Source organism: Duganella sp. CT11-25 (assembly GCF_047302815.1).
GTDB lineage: Bacteria > Pseudomonadota > Gammaproteobacteria > Burkholderiales > Burkholderiaceae_D > Rugamonas.
The window spans coordinates 4,332,977-4,355,633 of sequence record NZ_JBKBFD010000001.1; the positions used below are offsets into that span (position 1 = coordinate 4,332,977).

Genomic DNA, 22,657 nt, shown 5'->3' on the forward strand with positions numbered 1-22,657 from the left:
CATGCCGAACCGACACCATCTTGCAGGGGCCGCGCTGTGGTGCGCCTTTGCTTGCGCGAGCGCGCAGGCGCTGCCGGTGGTCGGTCCGCGCATGGGCGAGCAGGTGGTGCAGGTGCCGGCGAACATAGGCGGCGTCGCGCTGCAGCTGCAAACCACGATCTACAAACCGCCGGGCAACGGCCCGTTCCCGGTGCTGTTCATGAATCACGGCAAAGCGGGCGGCGACGCCCACCTGCAGCCGCGCGCGACCTTCCCGGTCATCAGCCGCGAGTTCGTCAAGCGCGGCTACGCGGTGGTGATCCCGATGCGCATGGGCTTTGCGGGATCGGGCGGCACCTACGTCAACTCGCATTGCGACGCCAGGAACAACGGCGAACAGCAGGCCAATTCGCTGTTCTACGCGATGGAATATGCGATGCAGCAGCCGTGGGCCGATCAGGAACACGTGATCATCGCCGGCCAGTCGCATGGCGGGCTGACGGCGATGGCGGCCGGCAGCCACAAGATCGCCGGCGTGCGCGGCATCATCAACTTTGCGGGTGGCGTGAACAGTCGTTCCAGCTGCGATTGGCAAGCCTCGCTGGTGGACGCCTTCAAGGCCTACGGCGCGACCAGCACGATCCCGAGCCTGTGGTTCTACGGCGCCAACGATACGCACTTCGGCCCCAGGCTGGCGGCCGATATGTACGCGGCCTATACCGCCGCGGGCGGCAAGGCGCAGCTGGTGGCTTACGGCCCGTTCAAGAAGGACGCGCATTCGATGAGCTCCAGCCCGGACGGCGTCGCCGTCTGGTGGCCGGAGACGCAGCGCTTCCTGCAATCGGTCGGCATGCCGACTGACATAAAATACAAGGATTAAGCATGACCTTTACGACCTTGACCATCAGCCGCGAAGGCAAGACCGCGACCGTGACGCTGAACCGCCCGGATGTGCGCAACGCCTTCAACGAGACGACCATCGCCGAGATCGCGCAAGCCTTCCGCGAACTGGGCGCCGACGCCGACCTGCGCGCGATCGTGCTGGCGGCGAACGGCCCGGCCTTCTGCGCCGGCGCCGATTTGAACTGGATGAAAAAAATGGCGGGCTACACGCACGCCGAAAACCAGGCCGACGCTCTGCAACTGGCGGAGATGCTGCGCACGATCTACCTGTGTCCCAAGCCTGTCGTGGCCAAGGTGCAGGGCGATTGCTACGCCGGCGGCATGGGCCTGGTGGCCGCGTGCGACATCATCGTCGCGGTCGACGAGGCGAACTTCTGCCTGAGCGAAGTGAAACTGGGACTGATCCCCGCGACCATTTCGCCGTATGTGATCAAGGCGATGGGCGAGAACGCCTCGCGCCGCTACTTCCTGACGGCGGAACGTTTCTCCGCGCAGGAAGCGCTGCGCATCGGTTTCGCGCACGAAGTCGTGGCCGCCGATGCACTCGACTTCAAGGTGGGGGAAATCGTCAAAGCCCTGGTCAACAACAGCCCGTACGCCGTGCAGCAAGCCAAAGTGCTGGTGCGCGAGGTGGTCGGGCAAACCGTCAACGATGCGCTGCTGGCCGATACGGCCGAGCGCATCGCTCAAATCCGCACATCGGAACAGGGCCGCGAAGGCGTGGCCTCGTTCCTGGAGAAGCGCAAGCCGTCATGGCTGAATTAAGTTTGGAGCAGTTTTGGAATTAAATAAACAAAGCGAATGGGTAGCACGCAGCCTGCGCAGCGTATGGCATCCGTGCACCCAGATGCAGCACCACGCGCAGTTGGACAACCCTGTGCCGCTGATTCCTGTGAGTCGCGGCAAGGGTGCGTGGCTGTACGACCATGAAGGCCGCCGGTACCTGGATGCGATCAGCTCCTGGTGGGTGAATCTGTTCGGCCATGCCAACCCGCGCATCAACGCGGCCCTGAAAGACCAGCTGGATACGCTGGAACACGCGATGCTCGCCGGCTTCACGCACGAGCCGGTGATCGAACTGTCGGAAAAACTGTCGGCGCTGACCGGCCATGTGCTGGGCCACAGCTTCTACGCCAGCGACGGCGCGTCGGCGGTGGAAATCGCGCTGAAGATGAGCTTCCACTCCTGGCGCAACAACGGCAAGAGCGACAAGCAGGAATTCGTCTGCCTCAAGGGCAGCTACCACGGCGAGACCATCGGCGCGCTGGCGGTCACCGATGTCGCGCTGTTCAAGGACGCCTACGGCCCGCTGCTGCGCGCCTCGCAGACCGTGATGTCGCCGGATGCGCGCAACGCCGCCGAGGGCGAAACGGCGGCCGACGTCGCGCGCCGCGCAGCGGCCGATGTCGAGCGCCTGTTTGTGGAGCGCGGCGACAAGATCGCCGCCATCATCATCGAGCCGCTGGTGCAGTGCGCCACCGGCATGGCGATGCACGATCCGCTGTACCTCCAGCTGGTGCGCGCACTGTGCGATCGCCATCAGGTCCACCTGATCCTCGATGAAATCGCCGTCGGCTGCGGCCGCACCGGCACCTTCTTCGCCTGCGAACAGGCCGCCGTATGGCCGGACTTCCTGTGCCTGTCCAAGGGCATCAGCGGCGGCTATCTGCCGCTGTCGCTGGTGATGACGCGCGACGAGATCTACCAGGCCTTCTACAGCAGCGACGTCACGCGCGGCTTCCTGCACTCGCACTCGTACACCGGCAATCCGCTGGCCTGCCGCGCCGCGCTGGCGACGCTGCGGATCTTCGAGGAGGACGACGTCCTCAACGCCAACCGCGTCAAGGCCGCACGCCTGACCGCGGCGCTGGCGCCGCTGGCAAACCACAGACAAGTCCGCAACTTCCGCAACCGCGGCATGATCTGGGCCTTCGACGCCATCGACGCGGCACCTGATTTCTCGCGCCGCTTCTTCGCCACGGCGGTGGAGCACGAACTGCTGATGCGTCCTATCGGCGCCACCGTCTACATGATGCCGCCGTATATCCTCAACGACGAGGAAATCGACGGCCTGGCGGCCAACACGCTGGCCGTGTTCGACAAAGTGATGGCGGGCTGACGATGGAACTGCTCAAGCAACTCGACAAACAGCTGCAGGCGCTGGACGAACAGAGCCTGATACGCAAGCGCCGCACCGTCGATTCGCCGTGCGGCCCGCGCGTGCTGGTCGAAGGCCGTGAAGTGCTGGCCTTCTGCAGCAACGACTACCTGGGCCTGGCCAACCACCGCAAGATCAAGCTCGCGCTGCAGGAAGGCGCGGCGATCTACGGCGTCGGCAGCGGCGCCTCGCACCTGATCAGCGGCCATGTCCGCGCCCACGCCATGCTGGAAGAGCGCCTGGTCCAATTCGTCGGCGCCCACCTGGAATCGCCGCGCGCGCTGACCTTCTGCACCGGCTACATGGCCAACCTCGCCATCGTCACCGGCCTCACCGCCGGCGACCGCGACGCCGAGATCTTCTCCGAATCGTTGAACCACGCCTCGCTGATCGATGGCGCCCGCCTGTCGCGCGCCAAGGTCCAGGTCTACCCGCACGCCGACCTGGAGGCGCTGGCCGCGCTGCTCCGGGCCAGCACCGCCGCTACCAAGCTGGTAGTGACGGACAGCGTCTTCAGCATGGACGGCGACCTCGCGCCTCTGCCGGAACTGCTGGCCCTGTGCGAACGGCACGGCGCCTGGCTGGTGGTCGACGACGCCCACGGCTTCGGCACGCTGGGCGCCAACGGCCACGGCGCGCTGGAGCATTTCAACCTGCGCTCGCCCTACCTGGTCTATATGGGCACGCTGGGCAAGGCGGCCGGCGTCAGCGGCGCTTTCGTCGCCGCCCACGAGACGGTGATCGAAACCCTGATCCAGAAAGCGCGCCCGTACATCTTCACCACCGCCACTCCGCCGGCGCTGGCGCACGCCCTGCTGACCAGCCTCGATCTGCTGGAAGGCGAGGAGGGCCGCAACCGGCGCGCACATCTGCAGGCTTTGGTGGCACAATTGGACGATGGCCTGCGCCTGAAGCGCTGGCAGCGCCTGCCCTCGACGACTGCGATCCAGCCTATCCTGATCGGCGACAACGCCGAAACCATGCGCGCCGGCGCCGCCCTCTACGAGCAGGGCATGTGGGTGGGCGCGATCCGCCCGCCGACTGTGGCGGCAGGAACCTCCCGCCTGCGGGTGACGCTGTCCGCAGGGCATAGCAGCATGGAAGTCGCAAAATTGATAGCCGCGATCAATGCTTTGGAAAGGACTTGAGATGAGTCTCGACGATCCCGTGATAGCAGTGGACATCCCCGGAACCGCCGCCGACGCCGTGCTGGAACCGCAAACGCAACCGGCGGCGATGGCCGGCGGCTGGCCGCCGCGTTTCTGCTGTTTTGTCACCGGTACCGACACCGAGATCGGCAAGACGCTGGTGTCGTCGGCGATGCTGCACGCCCTGGTGCAGGCGGGCGTGCGCGCCTGCGGCATGAAGCCGGTGGCCGCCGGCACCGAACTGCGCGACGGCAAATGGCGCAACGACGACTGCGACCAGCTGGCCGCCGCCGGCAACGTCCACTTGCCGCAATCGATCACCACGCCGTTCCTGCTGAAGGAGCCGGCGGCGCCGCATATCGCCGCCCAACTGGAGGGCATCACGATTTCGCCGGTGCCCATCCTGGCGGCCTATGTCGAGATCAACGCCGCGTCGGATGCGGTGGTGGTCGAAGGCGTGGGCGGCTTCCGCGTGCCGCTGAACGACGAATTCGACACCGCCGACCTGGCCGAGCAGCTTTCCCTGCCGGTGGTGCTGGTGGTGGGCCTGCGCCTCGGCTGCATCAGCCATGCGCTGCTGACCGTGGAAGCGATCGCATCGCGCGGCCTGACGCTGGCCGGTTGGGTCGCCAACGAAACGCAGGCCGACATGGCTTTCGCCGACGAGAACATCGCGGCGCTGGAACAACGCATCAACGCGCCGCTGCTGGGCCGCGTGCCGCGCCTGGCCGAACCGTCCGCGCAAGCGGCCGCCGACCATATCGATTTTACCAAGCTGCCCAATTGGCCGGCTCAGAACCAACTTTGAACGAAGAAGGAATCACGATGTCCCTGAATACCCTCCAAGAACCGAAAACCGTATCCCTGCACCGCCCGACGGCTGCGATCACCTTGCCGCCCGCCGCCACCTGGCCGCTGGAAGACGTGATGGCGCTGTTCGAGCTGCCGTTCAATGACCTGATGTTCAAGGCGCAGCAGACCCACCGCGTCAACTTCCCGGACGGCGACGTCGAACTGGCGACGCTGCTGTCGATCAAGACCGGCGGCTGCGAGGAAGACTGCGGCTACTGCCCGCAGGCCGCGCGCTACGACACCGGCGTCGAGGCCAAGAAGCTCCTCGACATCGACACCGTTCTGGACGCGGCCCGCCAGGCCAAGGACAACGGCGCGACCCGCTTCTGCATGGGCGCCGCATGGCGCAGCCCGAAAGAGCGCGACATGGACAAGGTCGAGGAGATGGTGCGCGAAGTGAAGGCGCTGGGCCTGGAGACGTGCGCCACGCTGGGCATGCTGGAGGAAAAACAGGCCGAACGCCTGAAAGCCGCCGGCCTCGATTACTACAACCACAACCTGGACACCGCGCCCGAGTTCTACGACAACGTGATCTCGACCCGCGAATACCAGGACCGCCTGGATACACTGGGCCGCATCCGCGAGGCGGGCCTGAAGGTCTGCTGCGGCGGCATCGTCGGCATGGGCGAGACCCGCCTGCAGCGCGCCGGCTTGATCGCGCAGCTGGCCAACCTGAATCCATACCCGGAATCGGTGCCGGTCAACCACCTGGTGCAGGTGGAAGGCACGCCGCTGTACGGCCTGGATCCGCTGGACCCGTTTGAATTCGTGCGCACCATCGCGGTCGCCCGCATCACCATGCCGAAAGCGCGCGTGCGCCTGTCGGCGGGCCGCCGCCAGATGGGCGAGGCGGTGCAAGCCATGTGCTTCCTGGCCGGCGCCAATTCGATCTTCTACGGCGACAAGCTGCTGACCACCGAAAACCCGGAAGCGGAAGACGACCGCAACCTGTTGACGAAACTGGGCCTGAAAACCCGCGGCGCCGTGCTCGATTCGGCGCCAAAGGAAAAGTGCGGCTGCTAACACGTCGCTCCCGCTTGCGCGGGAATGACGGTTTCACGGTTAATTATAAAAAACTTCCAGCCACAAGCTGCCAAGAGAGAGACGATGTTTACAAAAATATTGATCGCCAACCGTGGTGAAATCGCCTGCCGCGTCGCCGCTACCGCGCGCCGCATGGGCATCAAGACCGTTGCTGTTTACTCCGAAGCGGACGCCAACGCCAAACACGTCGCCGTCTGCGACGAAGCGGTGCTGATCGGCCCCGCCGCCGCCAAGGAAAGCTACCTGCGCGGCGACAAGATCATCGCCGTCGCCAAGGCCACCGGCGCGCAAGCGATCCATCCGGGCTACGGCTTCCTGTCCGAGAACGCCGAATTCGCCGACGCCTGCGCCGAAGCGGGCTTGGTCTTCATCGGCCCGCCGGCATCGGCGATGCGTGCGATGGGCTCCAAGTCCGCCGCCAAGTCGCTGATGGAGAAGGCCAACGTGCCGCTGGTGCCCGGCTATCACGGCGAGCAGCAGGACGCCGACTTCCTGCACGCGCAGGCCGACAAGATCGGCTATCCGGTGCTGCTGAAGGCGTCGGCCGGCGGCGGCGGCAAGGGCATGCGCGTGATCGAGAACACGGCGCAATTCAAGGACGCGCTGGCTTCGTGCAAGCGCGAGGCGATCAGTTCCTTCGGCGACGACAAGGTGCTGGCGGAAAAATACCTGCAGCGTCCGCGCCATATTGAAATCCAGGTGTTTGCCGATACACTCGGTAATTGCATCTACCTGTTCGAGCGCGATTGCTCGGTGCAGCGCCGCCACCAGAAGGTGCTGGAGGAGGCGCCTGCACCCAACATGCCGGCCGAGCGCCGCGCCGCGATGGGCGAAGCCGCCGTCGCCGCCGCCAAGGCCGTCGGCTATGTCGGCGCCGGCACGGTGGAATTCATCGCCAACCAGGACGGCTCGTTCTACTTCATGGAGATGAACACCCGCCTGCAGGTCGAACATCCGGTCACCGAAATGATCACCGGGACCGACCTGGTCGAGTGGCAGCTGCGGGTGGCCGCCGGCGAGCCGCTGCCGAAGCAGCAGCACGAACTGGCCATCCACGGCCACGCCATCGAGGCGCGCATCTACGCCGAGAATCCGGAGAAGGGCTTCCTGCCGTCGATCGGCACGCTGCGCCACATGGAAACGCCAACGGCGGTCAGCTTCGAGCTGGGTGGCGCCGCTGGCGTGCCGGCCGGCGTGCGCATCGATTCCGGCGTGCGCGAAGGCGACGCGATCTCGCCGTTCTACGACCCGATGATCGCCAAGCTGATCGTCTGGGGCGTGGACCGCAGGCAGGCGCTGGCCCGCATGGCGCAGGCGCTGTCGCAGTACCAGATCGTCGGCCTGGCGACCAACATCGCCTTCCTGAAACGGCTGGTCGAAGGCCATGCCTTCTCCACCGCCGACCTCGACACCGGCCTGATCGAACGCAATCACGACACGCTGTTCCCGGCCGCGCAGCCGGCGACGGAAGCCGCGATGGCCCTGGCCGCCGTCTCGCTGATCGAATCGGAGAAGGACAGCTCCGCCGCGCAATCCGGCGCCAACGCCGCCGATCCGTGGGGCCAGGCGCTGGGCTGGCGCATGAACCGTCCCTATTTGCGCAAGCTGTCGTTCACCGACGAATACGCCGCCGCGCTGCCGGCCAAGGCCTACGGCGTCGAGATCACCTACCGCGCGGCCGACTGGCTGTTCGACCTGCCGGCCTGCCCGGACAATCAGCCGCGCGTATTGAGCCTGATGTCCCAGGACGGCAATGACTTCAGCATCAAGCTGGGCGACCAGGCCGCGCATGGCACCGTGCGCCGCGACGGCGACGTGTTCCACGTCTTCACCAACGGCGCCCATTACCCGCTGGCCTACAGCGACCCGATGGCGCACGCCGGCGAGGCTGAAGCCGAAGGCGGCCGCCTGACCGCGCCGATGCCGGGCAAGGTGGTCGCGGTGCTGGCATCCAAAGGCCAGGAAGTGAAGAAGGGCGACGCCCTCGTCATCATGGAAGCAATGAAAATGGAGCACACCATCGCCGCGCCGCACGATGGCGTGGTCGACGATATCCTGTACAGCGTGGGTGACCAGGTGGCCGATGGCGCACCGCTGCTGGCGTTCAAGACGGCGTAAAGGAGATCATCATGCGCATTCTTTTACATCGAGCGGACGGCAAGACCGAGCCGTGGATCAAGGACTTCGGCAAGTTCCTGCCGGAGGCCGAGATCGAAATCTGGCACGCCGGCGAGAAGTGCCAGAACTGCGACTACGCGGTGGTGTGGTCGCCGCCGGAAGCCATGCTGCCCGAGCTGGCGACGGTCAAGGCGATCTTCGTCACCGGCGCCGGGGTCGACGCGCTGCTCAAGTTCAGCGACGCGCTGCCGGCCCACATCCCCATCATCCGCCTCGGCGACGCCGGCATGGCGATGCAGATGGCCGAATACGTCACGCACTCGGTGCTGCGCTACTTCCGCCGCTTCGACGAATACGAAGCGCAGGCGCGCTCCGGGCAGTGGCTGCCTTTGCCGCAGCACTACAAGGAAGATTTCGCCGTCGGCGTGCTGGGCATGGGCGTGCTGGGCACGCGCGTGCTGGAAGCGCTGGCGCCGTTCGGCTTCCCGCTGCGCGCCTGGAGCCGCACCGAGAAGGGCATGCCGGGCGTGCAGTGCTTCCATGGCCCCGATGGCCTGGACACCTTCCTGCGCGGCTCGCGCGTGCTGGTCTGCATGCTGCCGCTGACGCCCGAGACCAGCAACCTGGTCAACCGCACCAATATGTGCAAGCTGCCGCAGGGCTCCTACGTCATCAATGTCGCGCGCGGGGCGCACCTGGCGGAACCGGATCTGGTCGCGCTGATCAAGTCGGGCCACATCGCCGCCGCCACGCTGGACGTATTCCGCAACGAGCCGCTGCCGGCGCAGCATCCGTTCTGGCAGGAGCCGCGCATCACCATCACGCCGCACATCTCGGCGCTGACCCTGCGCCGCGAAAGCGTGCAGCAGATCGCCGAGAAAATCCGCAAGGTCGAACAGGGCCAGCCTGTCGCCGATGTGGTCGACCGCAACCGAGGATATTGAAATGAACAGTTTGCCCAAGCAGGTCAAGATAGTCGAAGTCGGTCCGCGCGACGGCCTGCAGAATGAAAAAGAGAGCGTCCCGGCCGAGATCAAGATCGAACTGGTGAACCGCCTGACCGGCGCCGGCTTCCAGAACATCGAAGCGGCGTCGTTCGTGTCGCCCAAGTGGGTGCCGCAGATGGCCACCAGCAAAGAGGTGATGGCCGCCATCGCGCGCAAGCCGGGCGTGATCTACTCCGCGCTGACGCCGAACATGCAAGGCTTCGAAGCGGCGCTGGCCGCGCAGGTCAACGAAGTCGTGATCTTCGGCTCGGCCTCGGAAGCGTTCTCGCAAAAGAACATCAACTGCTCGATCGCCGAATCGATCGCCCGCTTTGAAGGCGTCGCCAAAGCCGCCAAGGACAACGGCATCCGCCTGCGCGGCAGCATCAGCTGCGCGTTCGGCTGTCCGTATCAGGGCGAGGTGCCACTGGACGCGGTGGCCGACGTGGTGGGCCGCATGCGCGACCTGGGCTGCGACGAGATCGACATCGCCGACACCATCGGCGTCGCCACGCCGCGCAAGACGCAGGCGGTGATGGAGCGCGCCATCCGCGCGTTCCGCCTCGACGGCTTGTCCGGCCACTTCCACGACACCTACGGCCAGGCGCTGGCCAACATCTACGCCAGCCTGGAGCTGGGCATCGCGATCTATCACTCGTCGGTATCGGGGCTGGGCGGCTGCCCGTACGCCAAGGGCGCGACCGGCAACGTCGCCACCGAGGACGTGCTGTACATGATGCAGGGCCTGGGCATCGAGACCGGCATCGACCTCGACATCGTGGTCGACGCCGGCCAGTTCATCTCGCAATTCCTCGGCCGCAAAGGCGCCAGCCGCGCCGGCAACGCCATCGCCGCCAAGCGCATCGGCTGACGCTGACGGTTGCGCTGGCGGGATATGCCGGTCAGCTCGCCCGCGTTGCTTCTTCATAAGCTGCCTGCAGCTCGCCGAATACCGAGCGTGCAGGCTGCGGCGCACCGAGGTGCAGGTAACGCAGCTCATCCATGAATGCGCTCCAAAGCGGCGCTCCGCCGCTTTCCAACAGCTCCGCACGCACGGACAACTCCTTGCTCGGAGAGGTATGCCGGCGGCCCCATGCCGCCATTTGCGCCAGCAGCGGCACCAGCTGAATCGCCGGCTCCGTGAGGTCGTATATCCGTTTCTGCTGATGCTCGGGATCAGGGCGTCGCGTCAGCAGGCCGGCGCCCGACAGCCGCTTCAGCCGGTCCGCCAGGATATTTGAGGCTATCCCTTCCTCGCTTTGCGCGAGCAGATCCCCATAGCTGCGCCGGTTACCGAACATCACATCACGGATGACGATAAGGCTCCAGCGATCACCGAGCTGTTCCAGCGTCAGGTTGATCGGGCACCCGGATCGCCCGGTTTGCGGCATGGCCGTTCTCCTTCATTAAATGCTTGCAATTTATATATTGCATGAGTATCCTAAAACCAGTTGCGGTTTGCAAGTGGTTTTTTGCAGTCAGACCGTACGCCATGCCCCGCACCCTTCACACAGAAAGCGCCCCCGATATGTCACTCGCACTCTATGGCCATCCTTTTTCTTCGTACACTCAAAAAGTGCTTATCGCACTGTACGAAAACAGCATCCCTTTTGAATTCCGTTGCATTGAGCCAGCCCAGCCGGTGCACACCGCGGAGTGGAAACAACGCTGGCCATTGCGCAAATTTCCGCTGCTTGTGGATGGCGAACGCAATGTTCCTGAGACCAGCATTATCATCGAGTACTTGCAACTCGCATATCCGGGCCCGGTTCCGCTGCTACCGGCCGATCCGATGGCCGCGCTTGATGTGCGCTTCCTCGATCGCTTCTTCGACCTGCACGTGATGACTCCGGTACAACAGGCGGTGGGTGGTGCGCTGACGGGGGATGCTGTGAAGCGCAGTGAAGCACTGGCGCTGGCGGAAGAAAAATTGGAGCGAGCCTATCAATGGCTGGAAACCCAGCTTGCCGGTAAGGCCTGGGCGACGGGCGCGGTCTTCACGCTCGCCGACTGCGCAGCCGCGTCTTCACTCTTCTTCGCGGACTGGACGCATCGGATTTCCGACGCTTATCCCGCGCTGCGCGCCTATCGCGCGAACCTGCTGGCCCGTCCATCCGTCGCGCGGGCGGTCGACGAAGCGCGCCCCTATCGCGCATACTTCCCGTTGGGAGCGCCGGACCGCGACTAAAAAAAAAGACCCAAGAGCCGAAACTCTTGAGTCTTTTTTCTTGAATCTTGGTCGGAGTACAAGGATTCGAACCTTGGACCCCCTGGTCCCAAACCAGGTGCGCTACCGGACTGCGCCACACTCCGAAGAAGCAAGATAATACAAGCTGCCTCAGTATCCGTCAAGTGCTCCTATAAAATTCAGTATGTACCAAAGCAGGATTTTTTCAATGTGAGATGATGGCGGCATGCGGAAATTAGCGAAAAAACCATGAACTCGACGATGCAGTGGCGCCGGCCGGGAGTCATCGCGGGTATCGCGGTGTCGCTGGCGCTGCATGCTTTCTTGATTTTCGGCTACCGGCTGAGCCCGCCCGACACGCCGGCCGGGCAACCGCCGCGCGTCTTGACCGTCTGGCTGCAGCCGCCCAAGCCGCCGGAGATTGTCGCCAAGGTCGAGCCGCCGCCCAAGCCGGCCCAGCCCCGCAAGCAGGAGAAAACCGGACAACTGGCCAGGCGCGAGAGCCAGCCAGCGCCAGCCGCCACGCAGGCCATCACGCTGCCCGCGCCCGCCACGGCCTCAGTCCCGGGCACGGCGCCGGATCCGCTGTATCCGGAGCAGCAGCCCAAGAAATTCGACATGAACGCGGCGCTGAAGACCGCGCGCAAGGTCGCCGGCGAAAAGGGCGCCCTGCAAGACCCGGCCCGCGCCGGCACGGCGGTCGCCCAGCTGGACGACCATCCGCTCTATCCCGAGCAGACCGCCAGCGAGCTGGCGCGCAAGATGGATGGCGCCAAGCGAAGCGACTGCAAGAACACCGGCGCCGGCCTGCTGTCGCCGCTCATCTGGCTGCTGGACAAGAAGGACCACGGCTGCAAGTGGTGATCAAGCGGTGATCAGCCCTCGTCCTTGAGCTGCAGCGCGCGGTCGTACAGCGCGTTTTTCTTGCGGCCGGTAATCTGCGCGGCCAGGTTGGCGGCTTGCTTGACCGAGCATTCGGTGAGCAGGATCTTCAAGATACGCTCCGCTTCCACGTCCTGCTCATCCTCGGCGGCCGGCGCGCCTTCCAGCAGCACGACGAACTCGCCTTTTTCCCGGTGCGCATCGGCCTTGATCCAGGCCTCGGCCTCGGACAGCGGGCAACGGTGGATTTCCTCGAACATCTTGGTCAGCTCGCGCGCAAACACCACCTGGCGCTCCGGCTCGAACACCGCCGCCAGCGCCGTGGCGCAGTCGAGGATGCGGTGCGGCGCCTCGTAAAACACCATGGTCGCCGTCACGGCGCGTAAGGTGCCGAGGAAATTCTCGCGCTGCTTGGCCTTGGCCGGCAAAAAGCCGACGAAGTAAAACTGGTCGTTCACCAGGCCGCTGGCCGACAGGGCCGTCACGGCCGCCGAGGCGCCCGGCAACGGCAGCACGCGCAGGCCGGCGGCACGCACCGCGTCGACGATGCGCGCGCCCGGATCGGAGACCGCCGGCGTGCCGGCATCCGACACCAGCGCGATGCGCTCGCCGGCCTGCAGGCGGGCGATCAGCGTTTCGGCCACTTCGCGCTCGTTATGCTGATGCGCGGCAATTAACGGCTTGTGCAGGCCGAAACGGGTCATCAATTGCGCCGTGTTGCGGGTGTCCTCGCACGCCACGGCATTGACCAGGCTCAAAACGTGCAGCGCGCGCAGGCTAATATCCGTCACATTGCCTATGGGGGTCGCCACGACGTACAAGGTTGCGCTAGGATAGGTCTGGTGCGCCGTTTCGCCCATGACGGGCAGGGCGGCGATGGAACTGGATACGAGGTCGGTCATTGGGGGTAGGATGAATAGTCTGAGGTTGTCGCTGCTGGCAGTCGTGGTTGCGTTGGTCAGTGCATGCAGCACGCCGTTTTGCAACGCGCCCGGAGGATTGTGCGCCCCCGGCCAGGCAAACACAAGCCCGCCGCCGCCGGCCGCGCCGCCAGCGCAGCAGACCGGGTTGCCCAAGCCGCCGCCGGAACCGCCGCTGCCGCCTGCACAAACTTTCAGCATCGCCATGCCCGGCGCGGCCGGCGTGGCCGATGCCGACGACAGCCAGCCGGCCCTGGCCCCCGCTCCCGCGCACCGGGTCGACGAGGGCGCGATGCCGTCCAACACCCCGATCCGCATCGGCCTGCTGCTGCCGACCCGCTCGGAAACCCTGGGCGCCGCCGCGGTCGCGCTGCGGGCCGGCTTCATGGCCGCCTGGGAACGCGACCGCGACAACATCACCGTGACCGCGCTGGACACCGGCGATGTGCCGCAGGACATCCTGTCCACCTACGCCAAGGCGCTGCAAAGCCAGGACCTGGTGGTCGGCCCCCTGTCGCGCGCCGCCGTGACCACGGTGGCGGGCAGCCCGCTGGTCAGCAAGCCGACCATCGTGCTGAACTATCCAGAAGGCCACGGCCAGCCCGGCGCCGCGCCGCTGCCGGACAATATCCTGGTAATCGGGCTGTCGATCGAGGAGGAAGCCCGCCAGGCCGCCCAATGGGCCGCCGCCGAACATCCGGGCCAAAGCGCCCTGGTGCTGACCACCGGCACGGCCTGGCAACGCCGCGTGGCGGCCGCCTTCACCGGCCAGTGGCAGCGCCTCGGCCAGCAGGTGCGCATGGTCGAACTGGGCGCGCCGGACGGCTACCTCAGCGATCCGGAACTGGTGCAGCTGCGCGCGCGCCTGCGCCTGGACCGGCCCGGCCTGCTGTTCTCGGCCATGAGCGCCGACCAGACCCGCCAGCTGCGCGGCGCCCTGGGCAGCGCGCTGACCACCGAGCCGACCAATCCGGTCTTCAGCACCGCCGACGCCTTGCCGCCATCGCCGGCGGCGCCGACCGAGCAATTCAGCGGCTTGCCGATCTACGGCACCTCGGCCCTGAACCCGGGCGGCAGCGGCAGTTTCGCCTCGCAGGACCTGGACGGCGTGCGCCTGCTGGACCTGCCGTGGCAAATCCAGCGCGACCATCCGGCCGTGATGGTCTACCCGCACCAGGTGCAGGCCGGCAGCGCCGACATGGAGCGCCTGTACGCGCTCGGCATCGACGCCTACCGCGTGGCGCGCGAGATCGGCCGCCATCCGTCCGGCCGCTTCCACCTGGACGGCGTGACCGGCAAGCTGACCGTCGATTTCGGCCGGGGTCCGGCCAGCTTCGAGCGCATCGAGCCCACCGCCATCTACACCAACGGCGTGCCGCGGGCCGTCACCCAATGAGGCAGCCATGCCGCGCACCAGTCAACAGCAGTCGGGCCGGATCGGCGAGGACAGGGCGCTGGCCCACCTGCACGCCCAGGGCTTGACGCTGGTGGAGCGCAATTTCCTCTGCAAGGCGGGGGAGATCGACCTGGTGATGCAGGACGGCGCCTGGCTGGTGTTTGTCGAGGTGCGGCGGCGCGCCAGCGGCCGCTTCGGCGGCGCGGTCTTCAGCGTCACCCCGGCCAAGCAGCAGCGCCTGCTGCGCGCCGCCCAGCTCTATCTGCTACGCTATCAAAACCTGCCGCCCTGCCGCTTCGACCTGGTCGCCATCGACGGAGAAAGATTGTCATGGATACAAAATATGCTTGAAATGTAAGCATTTTTAACAGAGCTTGTCCGGCTCGCCAAGCGACTGCACTATAATCAGCACACTATGACTAATCAACGCATCCTCTCGCACTTCCACGAAAGTGCCGAACTTAAAATCCAATCCGCCACCGTCCTCGCACCGCATATTGCGCAAGCGATCGACCTGATGTTCTCGGCGCTGTCCAACGGCAACAAGATCCTGGTCTGCGGCAACGGTGGTTCGGCCGCCGACGCCCAGCACTTCGCTGCCGAGCTGGTGGGTCGTTTCGAGCGCGAGCGCTTCCCGCTGCCGGCCATGGCGCTGACCACCGACACCTCGATCCTGACGGCGGTGGCCAACGACTACAGCTATCGCGAGATCTTCTCCAAGCAGGTGCAAGCGTTCGGCCAGGCCGGCGACATCCTGCTGGCGTTCTCGACCTCGGGCAACTCGGCCAATGTGATGGCGGCGATCGAAGCGGCGCTGGAACGCGAAATGCGCGTGGTGGCGATGACCGGCAAGGGCGGCGGCGCCATCGGCAAGATGTTGACCGACGCCGACGTGCACATCTGCGTGCCGGCCGACCGTACCGCCCGCATCCAGGAAGTCCACCTGGTGACCATACACTGCATTTGCGACGGCATCGACGTCGCGCTATTCGGAGGAGATGTGAATGAGTAATCCCGGCGCAATCTGGAAGAAAGTACAACGTCCGCTGGCCATGAGCGTGCTGTGCGGCGCGATGCTGGCGTCGCTGTCGGGCTGCGTCGCGCTGGTCGCGGGCGGCGCCATTTCCGGTACGCTGGCCGCGTCCGACCGCCGCACCTTTGGCGCCCAGACGGAAGATCAATCGATCCAGTTCAAGGCCGCCAACCGGCTGCGCAACACCATCGGCGACGCGGGTCACATCAATGTCAACAGCTTCAACCGCCGCGTGCTGGTGACCGGCGAAGTGCCGGACGAAGCGTCCAAGGCCACCGCCGAGCGCGAAGTGCGCGCCGTCGAAGGCGTGGTCTCGGTCACCAACGAGCTGGAAGTGGCCGGCCTGGCCAGCTACACCTCGCGTTCGAGCGACGCCATCATCACCACCAAGGTCAAGGCCAGCCTGGTCGACATGAAGGATATCTCGGCCAACTCCTACCAGGTGGTGACCGAGCGCGGCGTGGTCTACCTGCAGGGCCGCGTGACCCAGCGCGAAGGCCAGATCGGCGCCGACGTGGCGCGCGGCGTCAGCGGCGTGACCAAGGTCGTCAAGGTGTTCGAGTACATCACCGACGACGAGTGGAAGTCTTACCAGCCGAAGCAGACCGCCAGCCAATAAGCCACAGGACCCATCATGCCGGACACCGCACCTTCCTCCCGCGCCTGGATCAAACCGGTGCTTGCCGCCGTGGTACTGGCCGCCATCGGCCTGGGCGGCTATGTCGCGCTGAACAAGCGCGAGACCGCGCCGGCGGTCACCTTCCTCAGCATCAAGGGCGAGAAGATCGCGCCGGAGAGCCTGCGCGGCAAGGTGGTGATGGTCAATTTCTGGGCCACCTCCTGCACCACCTGCGTGGCCGAGATGCCCAAGATGGTCGACACGTATAACAAGTTCAAGGCCGAAGGGCTGGAGTTCGTCGCCGTGGCGATGAGCTACGATCCGCCGAACTACGTGCTCAACTATGCCGAGACGCGCCAGCTGCCGTTCAAGGTGGCGCTGGACACCGACGGCTCGGCCGCCAAGGCCTACGGCAACGTGGCGATGACGCCGACCACCTTCGTCATCGGCAAGGATGGCAAGATCCTCAAGCGCTACCTCGGCGAACCGGACTTCCCGGCGCTGCATAAACTGCTGGCCGAGTCGCTGCACGGATAACTGGCACGCCGCTTGCATGCACTACGGGCTCTCCTCAACCACCAGGAAAGCCCCGCATGGACCGTCTTCAAGTCACCCAAAAAATCCTCTCCGCCAAGGTCGCGCGTCACATGCGCTGGGCCGACATCGCCGAGCAGATCGGCCAGAGCAAGGAATGGACTACCGCCGCCCTGCTGGGCCAGATGACGCTGAACCGCCAGCAGGCGGACAAGGCGCAGCAACTGTTCGGCCTCACCGACGAGGAAGCGGCCTGGCTGCAGATCGTGCCCTACAAGGGCTCGCTGCCCGGCGCGGTGCCGACCGATCCGCTGATCTACCGCTGGTATGAGATCGTCAGCGTCTACGGCACCACGATCAAGGAACTGATCCACGAGGAATTCGGCGACGGCATCATGAGCGCCATCGATTTCTCGATGGACATCCAGCGCGAGGCCGATCCCAAGGGCGACCGCGTGCAGGTGGTCCTGAGCGGCAAGTTCCTGCCCTACAAATCCTACTGATCAGAAACCGGCTTGTGCCGACAGGTACAGGCCGCGCTGCTTCGTCGGATTGAAGATGGTGATGTCGCCCAGGTTGGCGTAGGCGGCCGTGATCGAAAAATTCTTGCTCGGGAACCAGGCCACGAAGGCGTCGTAGTACGCCTTCTCGTCATCCACGCCCAGGTTGTGCGGCTTGCGGCGGTACTCGGCGCCAACCGCCAGCTTGCGGCTGACCAGGTAGGCCACCGACACTTCCGGCATCAGGCGCGTGCTGTCGTTCCGGTCGCCGCCGAAGCCCAGCAAGCCCATCTGGTTGGCGCGGGTCGCGCGCAGCGTGCCGTTCAGCAGCAAGCTTTGCTCGAACAGGATCTTGGTCGCCGCCACGTAGTAGTCGTAGCCGTGATCATCCTTGGCGCCCAGCTGCGTCACCTTGGTCACGCCCAGCGCGCCGAGACCGCCTATGCCCTTGTTGCGCTTGTACATGATGCCGATCGCCACCTGCGGCATCAGGCTGTCCTGTTCATAGACGGCATCGCCGGCCACCTTCAGCTTCAGGCCGAGGATGTCCTGCTTGATGTTGAGCTGGTCCAGCGGCGCCAGGCTGCCCTTGAACTCCTGGTTGGCCAGCGACAGCTCCAGCCGGTCGGCGATGCCGACCGCCACGCCGTAGCTGCCCAGCTTGTAGTCCTGGGTGTTGATGTAGGTGTAGTGCGCGTTCGCGCCCCAGCTGTCGCGCGTGCCGTAGCTGGTGATCAGCGCCCACGGCGTGATGCCGCCGCCGCCCGCGCCCTCGACCTGGCTGACGCCGCCGGTGGCGAGGAATTTGCCCATGTCGGGCTTGCCCTGCGCGGATGCACCGCAGTGAACAGAGGCGGCCAATATCGCCATCAAGGCTGGAATCATTTTTCTCATTGTTCTGCTCCTGGCGGGATTATTTGGTCACGATGGCGCGCTGCATCGGCGCCAGCTTGGCGATCAGCTTGTTCGCCACGCTGTTCGGCACGTTGTGCCGTTCCATCGCGATCTGCAAATCCTCGGCCAGCGCATTGAACATGGCGTTGGTGATCTTCAAATCCTGGTGCACGGTGGCCATGTCGCGCACGGTGCCGACGCCGTCCATCGTCTTGTCGCGGTACTTGCCGGTGTACTTGCACGGGCCGCCGGCGAACTCGCAGAACTGCTCCTGCAGGCGCAGGTTCAGCTGTTCCATGTCGAAGTCGGCAAAGCTTTCCTTGATGCGCGGGTCGGCCAGCAGCATGGGGATGAAGGTATCGACGATCTTCTTGATGCCTTCCTTGCCGCCCAGGCCCTGATAGGTGGAGTCGTCGGTGTAAGGGGTTTGCGCCATCGCCAGCGACGAGGCGAGGGCCAGCGACAGGCCGAGGCCGGCCATGCGGGAGAATTTGATCATCGTGCGGTCCTTATGAAAGCCTTGCCCAGCCACAAATTTAGCAGTTATTTCGGGTACAAAACCATTTGTGTGCATCGGAACAACGCTATCGTTTTACCAGTGGCCTTGTTGGTCACGACCGCATCCCACACCTGCGTGGTGCGGCCCAGGTGCACAACCTTGGCGCTCGCCACCACCACGCCGTCGCGCGCGGTGCCAAGGTGATTGGACTTCAATTCGATGGTGGTGAAATTCTGTGCATCGGCCGGCAGGTGCGAGAAGCAGGCGTAGCCGCAGGCGGTGTCGGCCAGCGTCACCACGCTGCCCGCGTGCAGGAAGCCGTTGGGCGCCAGATGATTGCCGGTGACCGCGAACTCCGCCACCACTTCGCCCTCCTTGACCGAGGTGATGACGATGCCCAGATGATCCGGCAAGGTACCCTTGCCGAACTGGTTGAAATATTCCGGCGTGAATTTGCTTGCGTCCATAGTGCTCTTTCGCGAATGAGGGCGATGCCCGACACCCGCGATGATAGCAACTTTCAACTTACATCACGCGCACCCAGCCGCCTTTGTAGAGGATGGGACCGGTAGGGCCGTTCGGATTCGGCGAGCCGCCTTTCGGCTCCAGCGTCACCGCCAGCAAGGCCACGTCGTCGCCGATGGCGCCCGGCGTCAGCGCCAGCTTGACCTCGCCGCGATCGGCCAGCAGTCCCAGCGAACGCGGATTGCCCTGCTTGGGCACCGCCCACAGTTCCAGCGACTTGTCGCCGGCCACCGGCGCGTTGCCGACCATGCGCACGGTCAGCGCCTTGCGGCTGCTGTCGCCGGTCAGCACCAGCGCGGTCTGGGCCTTGTCATCGGTCAGCGTGGCGACGTAGTCGAGGCGCGGCGCATCCAGCGTGCGCGTCGCGACCACCACCACCAGCAAGGCCGCGACGGCGGTCGAGGCCACGCCCAGCGAGCGCCAGAAGGTGAGCGACTCGTTGCGCCAGAACTGCCACGCGGCGTAGGAACGCGGCAGGTTCAGGCGGCGCTCGATGCCGGCCCATACCTGCTTGCGCGGCGTTTGCGCGGTCGAGAACTCGGCCAGCGGCGCCAGCCGGTCCTGCCACTCCATCGTCATCTGGCGCAGCGCTGCATCGTTGTGCATATAGCCCTCGAAGCGGCGCCGCGCACCGCCCTTCAGCGTGCCGAGCACGTATTCGGCGGCCAGCTTTTCGCGCAGCGGCGCGTTGTCGCGGATATTCATGCGCGCTCTTCCTTCGCCAGGCAAGCCTTCAAGCGCTCAAGGCTGCGCCGTATCCAGGTCTTGACGGTGCCGATCGGCAGCGCCATCTGCTGCGCCACTTCGCTGTGCGACAGGTCGTGGAAAAACGCCAGGCCGAGCACCTGCCGATGCAGGCCCTCGAGCGCCGACATGCAGTAGGCGAGCGCCTTCGCGTCCCTGCTCATTTGCAAAGCCTCGATGGGCGTGGCGCCAGGATCCTGCAATGCATTGATCACCTCACTGTCAAACTGTTCGCCGTCGATTTCGGCATGCACGTCGTTGCGGCGCAAGAGATCGAAAGCCTTGTTGCGCACGATGGTCGTCATCCACGTCATCGGTGCGGCCAAATGGCTTTGATAACTGCCGGCGTTGTTCCAGATCGCGACAAAACTTTCTTGCAGCACCTCTTCGGCCAGTTCGCGCTTAATCAATATACGCAGCGCGAAGCCGAACAGTTTCGACGACGTGGCGTCATACAGCGCGCGGAAGGCGACCGCGTCGCGTTTCGCCGCCCCCTGCAGCCAGACACGCAGCTGCTGGGGATCGAGGGTAGAGATGTCGGTCACTGCGCGCCTTGGAGAGATGAGGGAGATGAGGAAAGTACCACAATCTGAATCCGCCAACGATGTTATTCCGTACAAGCTTCGCAAGACAACAACACAGGAGGCGCGATGAAGACCAGGCAACTCACGGCGGCGGTGATGGCGATGCTGGCCGCGCATGCCGCCCGCGCCGGCGCGGAGGGCGATGGCCCGCTGGCCGGCCGCGTCATCGTGACCGGCCACTACGACAACGCGGTCGGCTCATCGGACGCGGCCAGCCAGGGCACGGTCACGGCCGGCCTGATCGCCAACCGTCCGGCGCTGCGCACCGGCGAACTGCTGGAATTCGTGCCCGGCATGATCGTCACCCAGCACAGCGGCGACGGCAAGGCCAACCAGTACTTCCTGCGCGGCTTCAACCTCGACCACGGCACCGACTTCGCCACCTATGTCGACGCCATGCCGGTCAACCTGCGCAGCAACGCCCACGGCCAGGGCTATTCCGACCTGAACTTCCTGATCCCCGAGCTGGTCCAGCGCATCGACTACAAGAAAGGCAGCTACTTCGCCGACGAGGGCGATTTTTCCTCGGCCGGCGCGGCCCGCATCCGCTTGGCCGACAGCCTGCAGCAAGGCCTGGCCAGCGTGACGCTGGGCAGCTACGGCTACCGCCGCGGCGTGCTGGCCGACGCGCTGGCGGCGGCCGGCGGCACGCTGCTGTACGGGCTGGAGGTCAGCCGCAACAACGGCCCGTGGGACACGCCGGAACAGGTGCGCAAGTACAGCGGCACGCTCAGGTACAGCAGCGGCGATGCGCGGCAGGGCTACAGCGTCACCGCGATGGCCTACCGCAACCGCTGGAACGCCACCGACCAGGTGCCGCTACGCGCGGTCGAGCAGGGCCTGATCGGCCGCTACGGCGGCATCGACGCCAGCGACGGCGGCGACACCTCGCGCAGCAGCCTGTCATGGGCCATGCACCGTCGCGGCGACGACCGCAGCACCGAAGCATCGGCCTACGTCGTACGCTCCAGCCTGGACTTGTACAGCAACTTCACTTATCTGCTCAACGACCCGCTCAATGGCGACCAGTTCCAGCAATCCGAACGCCGCACGATGGCGGGCTTCAACGCCAGCCATGCCTGGCTAAGCCGGATCGGCGGCGTCGACATGCGCAACAAGTTCGGCCTGCAGACCCGCTACGACCACATCGCGCCGGTCGGCCTGTACGCGACGAGCGAGCGCCGGCGCATCGCCACCGTGCGCGAAGACCGCGTCGATGAAGGCAGCGCCGGCCTGTACTGGGAAAACACCAGCTACTGGCGGCCAGACCTGCGCAGCATCCTCGGCCTGCGCTACGACGCCTACCGCTTCGACGTCAACGGCGACAAGGCCAAGGCGCACAAGGTCTCGCCCAAGCTGTCGCTGATCTTCGGGCCGTGGGACAAGACCGAATACTTCATCAACTACGGCCGCGGCTTCCACAGCAACGACGCGCGCGGCGTGACCGGCCCCGATCCCGCGACGCCGCTGGTCGGCACGCGCGGCGCCGAGCTGGGCGTGCGCAGCGAAGTGCTGCCTGGCCTGCAAAGCTCATTGTCGCTGTGGAGACTGGATATCGATTCGGAACTGGTCTACGCCGGCGACAGCGGCCAGACCGAGGCGAGCCGCCCCAGCCGCCGCAGCGGCATCGAGTGGAGCAACCACTACATCGCCGCGCCGTGGCTGCTGTTCGATCTCGACCTGTCGGCCTCGCGCGCCCGCTACCGCCAGCACGACGCGGCGGGGGACTATGTGCCGGAGGCGCTGGACAAGGTAGCCTCGTTCGGCGTGACCGTCAAGGACATCGGCCGCTGGTACGGCGGCTTCGAGCTGCGCTACTTCGGCCAGCGGCCGCTGGTCGAGGACAACAGCGTGCGCTCGGCCTCGACCACGCTGGCCTACGGCCGCATCGGCTACCGTATCGACAGCCGCACGCGGCTGACGCTGGATGGCTTCAACCTGTTCAACCGCCGCGCCAGCGACATCGATTACTACTACGCATCGCGGCTGCCCGGCGAAGACGCAAACGGCGTCAACGACCGCCATTTCCATCCGGTGGAGCCACGCACCCTGCGCCTGACATTCAGCCGGAATTTTTAAAAGATAAATCTTATCTAACCTGAATCCAGCGCCGGACGTGCGCCGTATAACCCCCTGCAGTACCAGGGAAAG

General features: G+C 65.5%; 25 protein-coding genes and 1 tRNA gene. 18 read left to right on the top strand and 8 right to left on the bottom strand.

All coding sequences use genetic code 11. The annotated features are described in order from the left end of the window. Position 1: 1 nt before the first annotated feature. The 9 genes from ACEN9F_RS18435 (at position 2) to ACEN9F_RS18475 (ending at position 10,059) form a co-directional block, all read left to right on the top strand. Entirely contained in the window at positions 2–859 is an 858-nt protein-coding gene (locus tag ACEN9F_RS18435) for a dienelactone hydrolase family protein (protein WP_413422036.1), read from the top strand. Positions 860–861: 2 nt separating this feature from the next. Then, positions 862–1,647, top strand: a complete 786-nt coding sequence (locus ACEN9F_RS18440) for an enoyl-CoA hydratase/isomerase family protein (RefSeq protein WP_413422038.1) — start codon at positions 862–864, stop codon at positions 1,645–1,647. A 13-nt stretch (positions 1,648–1,660) separates the two neighbouring features. Next, entirely contained in the window at positions 1,661–3,001 is a 1,341-nt protein-coding gene (gene bioA / locus ACEN9F_RS18445) for an adenosylmethionine--8-amino-7-oxononanoate transaminase (protein WP_413422040.1), read from the top strand. Between the two features lie 2 nt (positions 3,002–3,003). Further along, positions 3,004–4,188, top strand: a complete 1,185-nt coding sequence (gene bioF, locus ACEN9F_RS18450; protein WP_413422042.1) for an 8-amino-7-oxononanoate synthase — start codon at positions 3,004–3,006, stop codon at positions 4,186–4,188. A 1-nt stretch (position 4,189) separates the two neighbouring features. Next, positions 4,190–4,996: a dethiobiotin synthase gene (bioD, locus tag ACEN9F_RS18455; RefSeq protein WP_413422044.1), complete on the top strand. Its 807-nt coding sequence runs from the start codon at positions 4,190–4,192 to the stop codon at positions 4,994–4,996. Between the two features lie 17 nt (positions 4,997–5,013). Then, the gene (bioB, locus tag ACEN9F_RS18460) at positions 5,014–6,063 is read left to right on the top strand and encodes a biotin synthase BioB (protein WP_413422046.1); all 1,050 of its coding nucleotides are present in this window, start codon (positions 5,014–5,016) and stop codon (positions 6,061–6,063) included. An 84-nt stretch (positions 6,064–6,147) separates the two neighbouring features. Next, positions 6,148–8,202 (top strand): acetyl/propionyl/methylcrotonyl-CoA carboxylase subunit alpha, encoded by a 2,055-nt coding sequence (locus ACEN9F_RS18465; RefSeq protein ID WP_413422048.1) that lies wholly within the window; start codon positions 6,148–6,150, stop codon positions 8,200–8,202. A gap of 11 nt (positions 8,203–8,213) precedes the next feature. Next, positions 8,214–9,146 carry a 2-hydroxyacid dehydrogenase gene (locus ACEN9F_RS18470; protein ID WP_413422050.1) on the top strand — a complete coding sequence of 311 codons (933 nt, stop codon included), beginning with the start codon at positions 8,214–8,216 and terminating at the stop codon, positions 9,144–9,146. A 1-nt stretch (position 9,147) separates the two neighbouring features. Next, complete coding sequence (locus ACEN9F_RS18475; RefSeq protein ID WP_413422052.1) at positions 9,148–10,059, top strand: hydroxymethylglutaryl-CoA lyase; 912 nt, start codon at positions 9,148–9,150, stop codon at positions 10,057–10,059. 31 nt (positions 10,060–10,090) lie between these two features. Here ACEN9F_RS18475 and ACEN9F_RS18480 read toward each other — a convergent pair whose 3' ends face one another. Further along, positions 10,091–10,579 (bottom strand): winged helix-turn-helix transcriptional regulator, encoded by a 489-nt coding sequence (locus ACEN9F_RS18480; RefSeq protein ID WP_413422054.1) that lies wholly within the window; start codon positions 10,577–10,579, stop codon positions 10,091–10,093. A gap of 137 nt (positions 10,580–10,716) precedes the next feature. On the opposite strand from ACEN9F_RS18480, the gene ACEN9F_RS18485 reads away from it, so the two are divergent. Then, the gene (locus ACEN9F_RS18485) at positions 10,717–11,376 is read left to right on the top strand and encodes a glutathione S-transferase family protein (protein ID WP_413422056.1); all 660 of its coding nucleotides are present in this window, start codon (positions 10,717–10,719) and stop codon (positions 11,374–11,376) included. Positions 11,377–11,424: 48 nt separating this feature from the next. Here the strand turns inward: ACEN9F_RS18485 and ACEN9F_RS18490 are convergent. After that, positions 11,425–11,501: transfer RNA gene (locus tag ACEN9F_RS18490), tRNA-Pro, on the bottom strand. Positions 11,502–11,625: 124 nt separating this feature from the next. Between ACEN9F_RS18490 and ACEN9F_RS18495 the strand changes: the two genes are divergently transcribed. Next, entirely contained in the window at positions 11,626–12,240 is a 615-nt protein-coding gene (locus ACEN9F_RS18495) for a hypothetical protein (RefSeq protein WP_413422058.1), read from the top strand. Between the two features lie 11 nt (positions 12,241–12,251). Here ACEN9F_RS18495 and rsmI read toward each other — a convergent pair whose 3' ends face one another. Then, complete coding sequence (rsmI, locus tag ACEN9F_RS18500; protein ID WP_413422060.1) at positions 12,252–13,160, bottom strand: 16S rRNA (cytidine(1402)-2'-O)-methyltransferase; 909 nt, start codon at positions 13,158–13,160, stop codon at positions 12,252–12,254. Positions 13,161–13,170: 10 nt separating this feature from the next. Here rsmI and ACEN9F_RS18505 point away from each other — a divergent pair, with 10 nt between their 5' ends. Genes ACEN9F_RS18505 through cynS form a run of 6 tightly spaced genes read left to right on the top strand, consistent with a single transcriptional unit; the run spans position 13,171 to position 17,263 of the window. Further along, complete coding sequence (locus tag ACEN9F_RS18505) at positions 13,171–14,574, top strand: penicillin-binding protein activator (RefSeq protein ID WP_413422062.1); 1,404 nt, start codon at positions 13,171–13,173, stop codon at positions 14,572–14,574. Between the two features lie 7 nt (positions 14,575–14,581). Then, positions 14,582–14,932, top strand: coding sequence for a YraN family protein (locus tag ACEN9F_RS18510; RefSeq protein ID WP_413422064.1), 351 nt, complete (start codon positions 14,582–14,584; stop codon positions 14,930–14,932). Between the two features lie 57 nt (positions 14,933–14,989). Continuing rightward, on the top strand, positions 14,990–15,586 hold the full coding sequence (locus tag ACEN9F_RS18515; RefSeq protein ID WP_413422066.1) for a phosphoheptose isomerase: 597 nt from the start codon (positions 14,990–14,992) through the stop codon (positions 15,584–15,586). Continuing rightward, the gene (locus tag ACEN9F_RS18520; protein ID WP_413422068.1) at positions 15,579–16,226 is read left to right on the top strand and encodes a BON domain-containing protein; all 648 of its coding nucleotides are present in this window, start codon (positions 15,579–15,581) and stop codon (positions 16,224–16,226) included. Before ACEN9F_RS18515 ends, ACEN9F_RS18520 begins: the two co-directional genes overlap by 8 nt. 15 nt (positions 16,227–16,241) lie before the next feature. Further along, positions 16,242–16,763 carry a peroxiredoxin family protein gene (locus ACEN9F_RS18525; RefSeq protein ID WP_413422070.1) on the top strand — a complete coding sequence of 174 codons (522 nt, stop codon included), beginning with the start codon at positions 16,242–16,244 and terminating at the stop codon, positions 16,761–16,763. A 56-nt stretch (positions 16,764–16,819) separates the two neighbouring features. Continuing rightward, positions 16,820–17,263 carry a cyanase gene (gene cynS / locus ACEN9F_RS18530; protein WP_413422072.1) on the top strand — a complete coding sequence of 148 codons (444 nt, stop codon included), beginning with the start codon at positions 16,820–16,822 and terminating at the stop codon, positions 17,261–17,263. Here the strand turns inward: cynS and ACEN9F_RS18535 are convergent, their stop codons facing one another. Genes ACEN9F_RS18535 through ACEN9F_RS18555 form a run of 5 tightly spaced genes read right to left on the bottom strand, consistent with a single transcriptional unit; the run spans position 17,264 to position 20,467 of the window. Next, on the bottom strand, positions 17,264–18,154 hold the full coding sequence (locus tag ACEN9F_RS18535) for a DUF3034 family protein (RefSeq protein ID WP_413422074.1): 891 nt from the start codon (positions 18,152–18,154) through the stop codon (positions 17,264–17,266). A gap of 19 nt (positions 18,155–18,173) precedes the next feature. Then, entirely contained in the window at positions 18,174–18,653 is a 480-nt protein-coding gene (locus ACEN9F_RS18540; protein WP_413422076.1) for a group I truncated hemoglobin, read from the bottom strand. Between the two features lie 44 nt (positions 18,654–18,697). After that, a complete protein-coding gene (locus tag ACEN9F_RS18545; protein WP_413422078.1) occupies positions 18,698–19,120 on the bottom strand; it encodes a PaaI family thioesterase in 423 nt (140 codons plus the stop codon). 58 nt (positions 19,121–19,178) lie between these two features. Continuing rightward, on the bottom strand, positions 19,179–19,883 hold the full coding sequence (locus ACEN9F_RS18550; RefSeq protein ID WP_413422080.1) for an anti-sigma factor domain-containing protein: 705 nt from the start codon (positions 19,881–19,883) through the stop codon (positions 19,179–19,181). Next, positions 19,880–20,467, bottom strand: coding sequence for a sigma-70 family RNA polymerase sigma factor (locus tag ACEN9F_RS18555; protein WP_413422082.1), 588 nt, complete (start codon positions 20,465–20,467; stop codon positions 19,880–19,882). Before ACEN9F_RS18555 ends, ACEN9F_RS18550 begins: the two co-directional genes overlap by 4 nt. 105 nt (positions 20,468–20,572) lie before the next feature. On the opposite strand from ACEN9F_RS18555, the gene ACEN9F_RS18560 reads away from it, so the two are divergent. Then, positions 20,573–22,585, top strand: coding sequence for a TonB-dependent receptor (locus tag ACEN9F_RS18560; protein ID WP_413422084.1), 2,013 nt, complete (start codon positions 20,573–20,575; stop codon positions 22,583–22,585). Positions 22,586–22,657 lie beyond the last annotated feature (72 nt).

Bases quoted from the DNA above. Each gene is read 5' to 3' on its own strand.
- ACEN9F_RS18435 (WP_413422036.1), top strand. From the start codon at position 2: ATGCCGAACCGACACCATCTTGCAGGGGCCGCGCTGTGGTGCGCCTTT.
- ACEN9F_RS18440 (WP_413422038.1), top strand. From the start codon at position 862: ATGACCTTTACGACCTTGACCATCAGCCGCGAAGGCAAGACCGCGACC.
- bioF (WP_413422042.1), top strand. From the start codon at position 3,004: ATGGAACTGCTCAAGCAACTCGACAAACAGCTGCAGGCGCTGGACGAA.
- bioD (WP_413422044.1), top strand. From the start codon at position 4,190: ATGAGTCTCGACGATCCCGTGATAGCAGTGGACATCCCCGGAACCGCC.
- bioB (WP_413422046.1), top strand. From the start codon at position 5,014: ATGTCCCTGAATACCCTCCAAGAACCGAAAACCGTATCCCTGCACCGC.
- ACEN9F_RS18465 (WP_413422048.1), top strand. From the start codon at position 6,148: ATGTTTACAAAAATATTGATCGCCAACCGTGGTGAAATCGCCTGCCGC.
- ACEN9F_RS18470 (WP_413422050.1), top strand. From the start codon at position 8,214: ATGCGCATTCTTTTACATCGAGCGGACGGCAAGACCGAGCCGTGGATC.
- ACEN9F_RS18475 (WP_413422052.1), top strand. From the start codon at position 9,148: ATGAACAGTTTGCCCAAGCAGGTCAAGATAGTCGAAGTCGGTCCGCGC.
- ACEN9F_RS18480 (WP_413422054.1), bottom strand. From the start codon at position 10,579: ATGCCGCAAACCGGGCGATCCGGGTGCCCGATCAACCTGACGCTGGAA.
- ACEN9F_RS18485 (WP_413422056.1), top strand. From the start codon at position 10,717: ATGTCACTCGCACTCTATGGCCATCCTTTTTCTTCGTACACTCAAAAA.
- ACEN9F_RS18495 (WP_413422058.1), top strand. From the start codon at position 11,626: ATGAACTCGACGATGCAGTGGCGCCGGCCGGGAGTCATCGCGGGTATC.
- rsmI (WP_413422060.1), bottom strand. From the start codon at position 13,160: ATGACCGACCTCGTATCCAGTTCCATCGCCGCCCTGCCCGTCATGGGC.
- ACEN9F_RS18505 (WP_413422062.1), top strand. From the start codon at position 13,171: ATGAATAGTCTGAGGTTGTCGCTGCTGGCAGTCGTGGTTGCGTTGGTC.
- ACEN9F_RS18510 (WP_413422064.1), top strand. From the start codon at position 14,582: ATGCCGCGCACCAGTCAACAGCAGTCGGGCCGGATCGGCGAGGACAGG.
- ACEN9F_RS18515 (WP_413422066.1), top strand. From the start codon at position 14,990: ATGACTAATCAACGCATCCTCTCGCACTTCCACGAAAGTGCCGAACTT.
- ACEN9F_RS18520 (WP_413422068.1), top strand. From the start codon at position 15,579: ATGAGTAATCCCGGCGCAATCTGGAAGAAAGTACAACGTCCGCTGGCC.
- ACEN9F_RS18525 (WP_413422070.1), top strand. From the start codon at position 16,242: ATGCCGGACACCGCACCTTCCTCCCGCGCCTGGATCAAACCGGTGCTT.
- cynS (WP_413422072.1), top strand. From the start codon at position 16,820: ATGGACCGTCTTCAAGTCACCCAAAAAATCCTCTCCGCCAAGGTCGCG.
- ACEN9F_RS18535 (WP_413422074.1), bottom strand. From the start codon at position 18,154: ATGAGAAAAATGATTCCAGCCTTGATGGCGATATTGGCCGCCTCTGTT.
- ACEN9F_RS18540 (WP_413422076.1), bottom strand. From the start codon at position 18,653: ATGATCAAATTCTCCCGCATGGCCGGCCTCGGCCTGTCGCTGGCCCTC.
- ACEN9F_RS18545 (WP_413422078.1), bottom strand. From the start codon at position 19,120: ATGGACGCAAGCAAATTCACGCCGGAATATTTCAACCAGTTCGGCAAG.
- ACEN9F_RS18550 (WP_413422080.1), bottom strand. From the start codon at position 19,883: ATGAATATCCGCGACAACGCGCCGCTGCGCGAAAAGCTGGCCGCCGAA.
- ACEN9F_RS18560 (WP_413422084.1), top strand. From the start codon at position 20,573: ATGAAGACCAGGCAACTCACGGCGGCGGTGATGGCGATGCTGGCCGCG.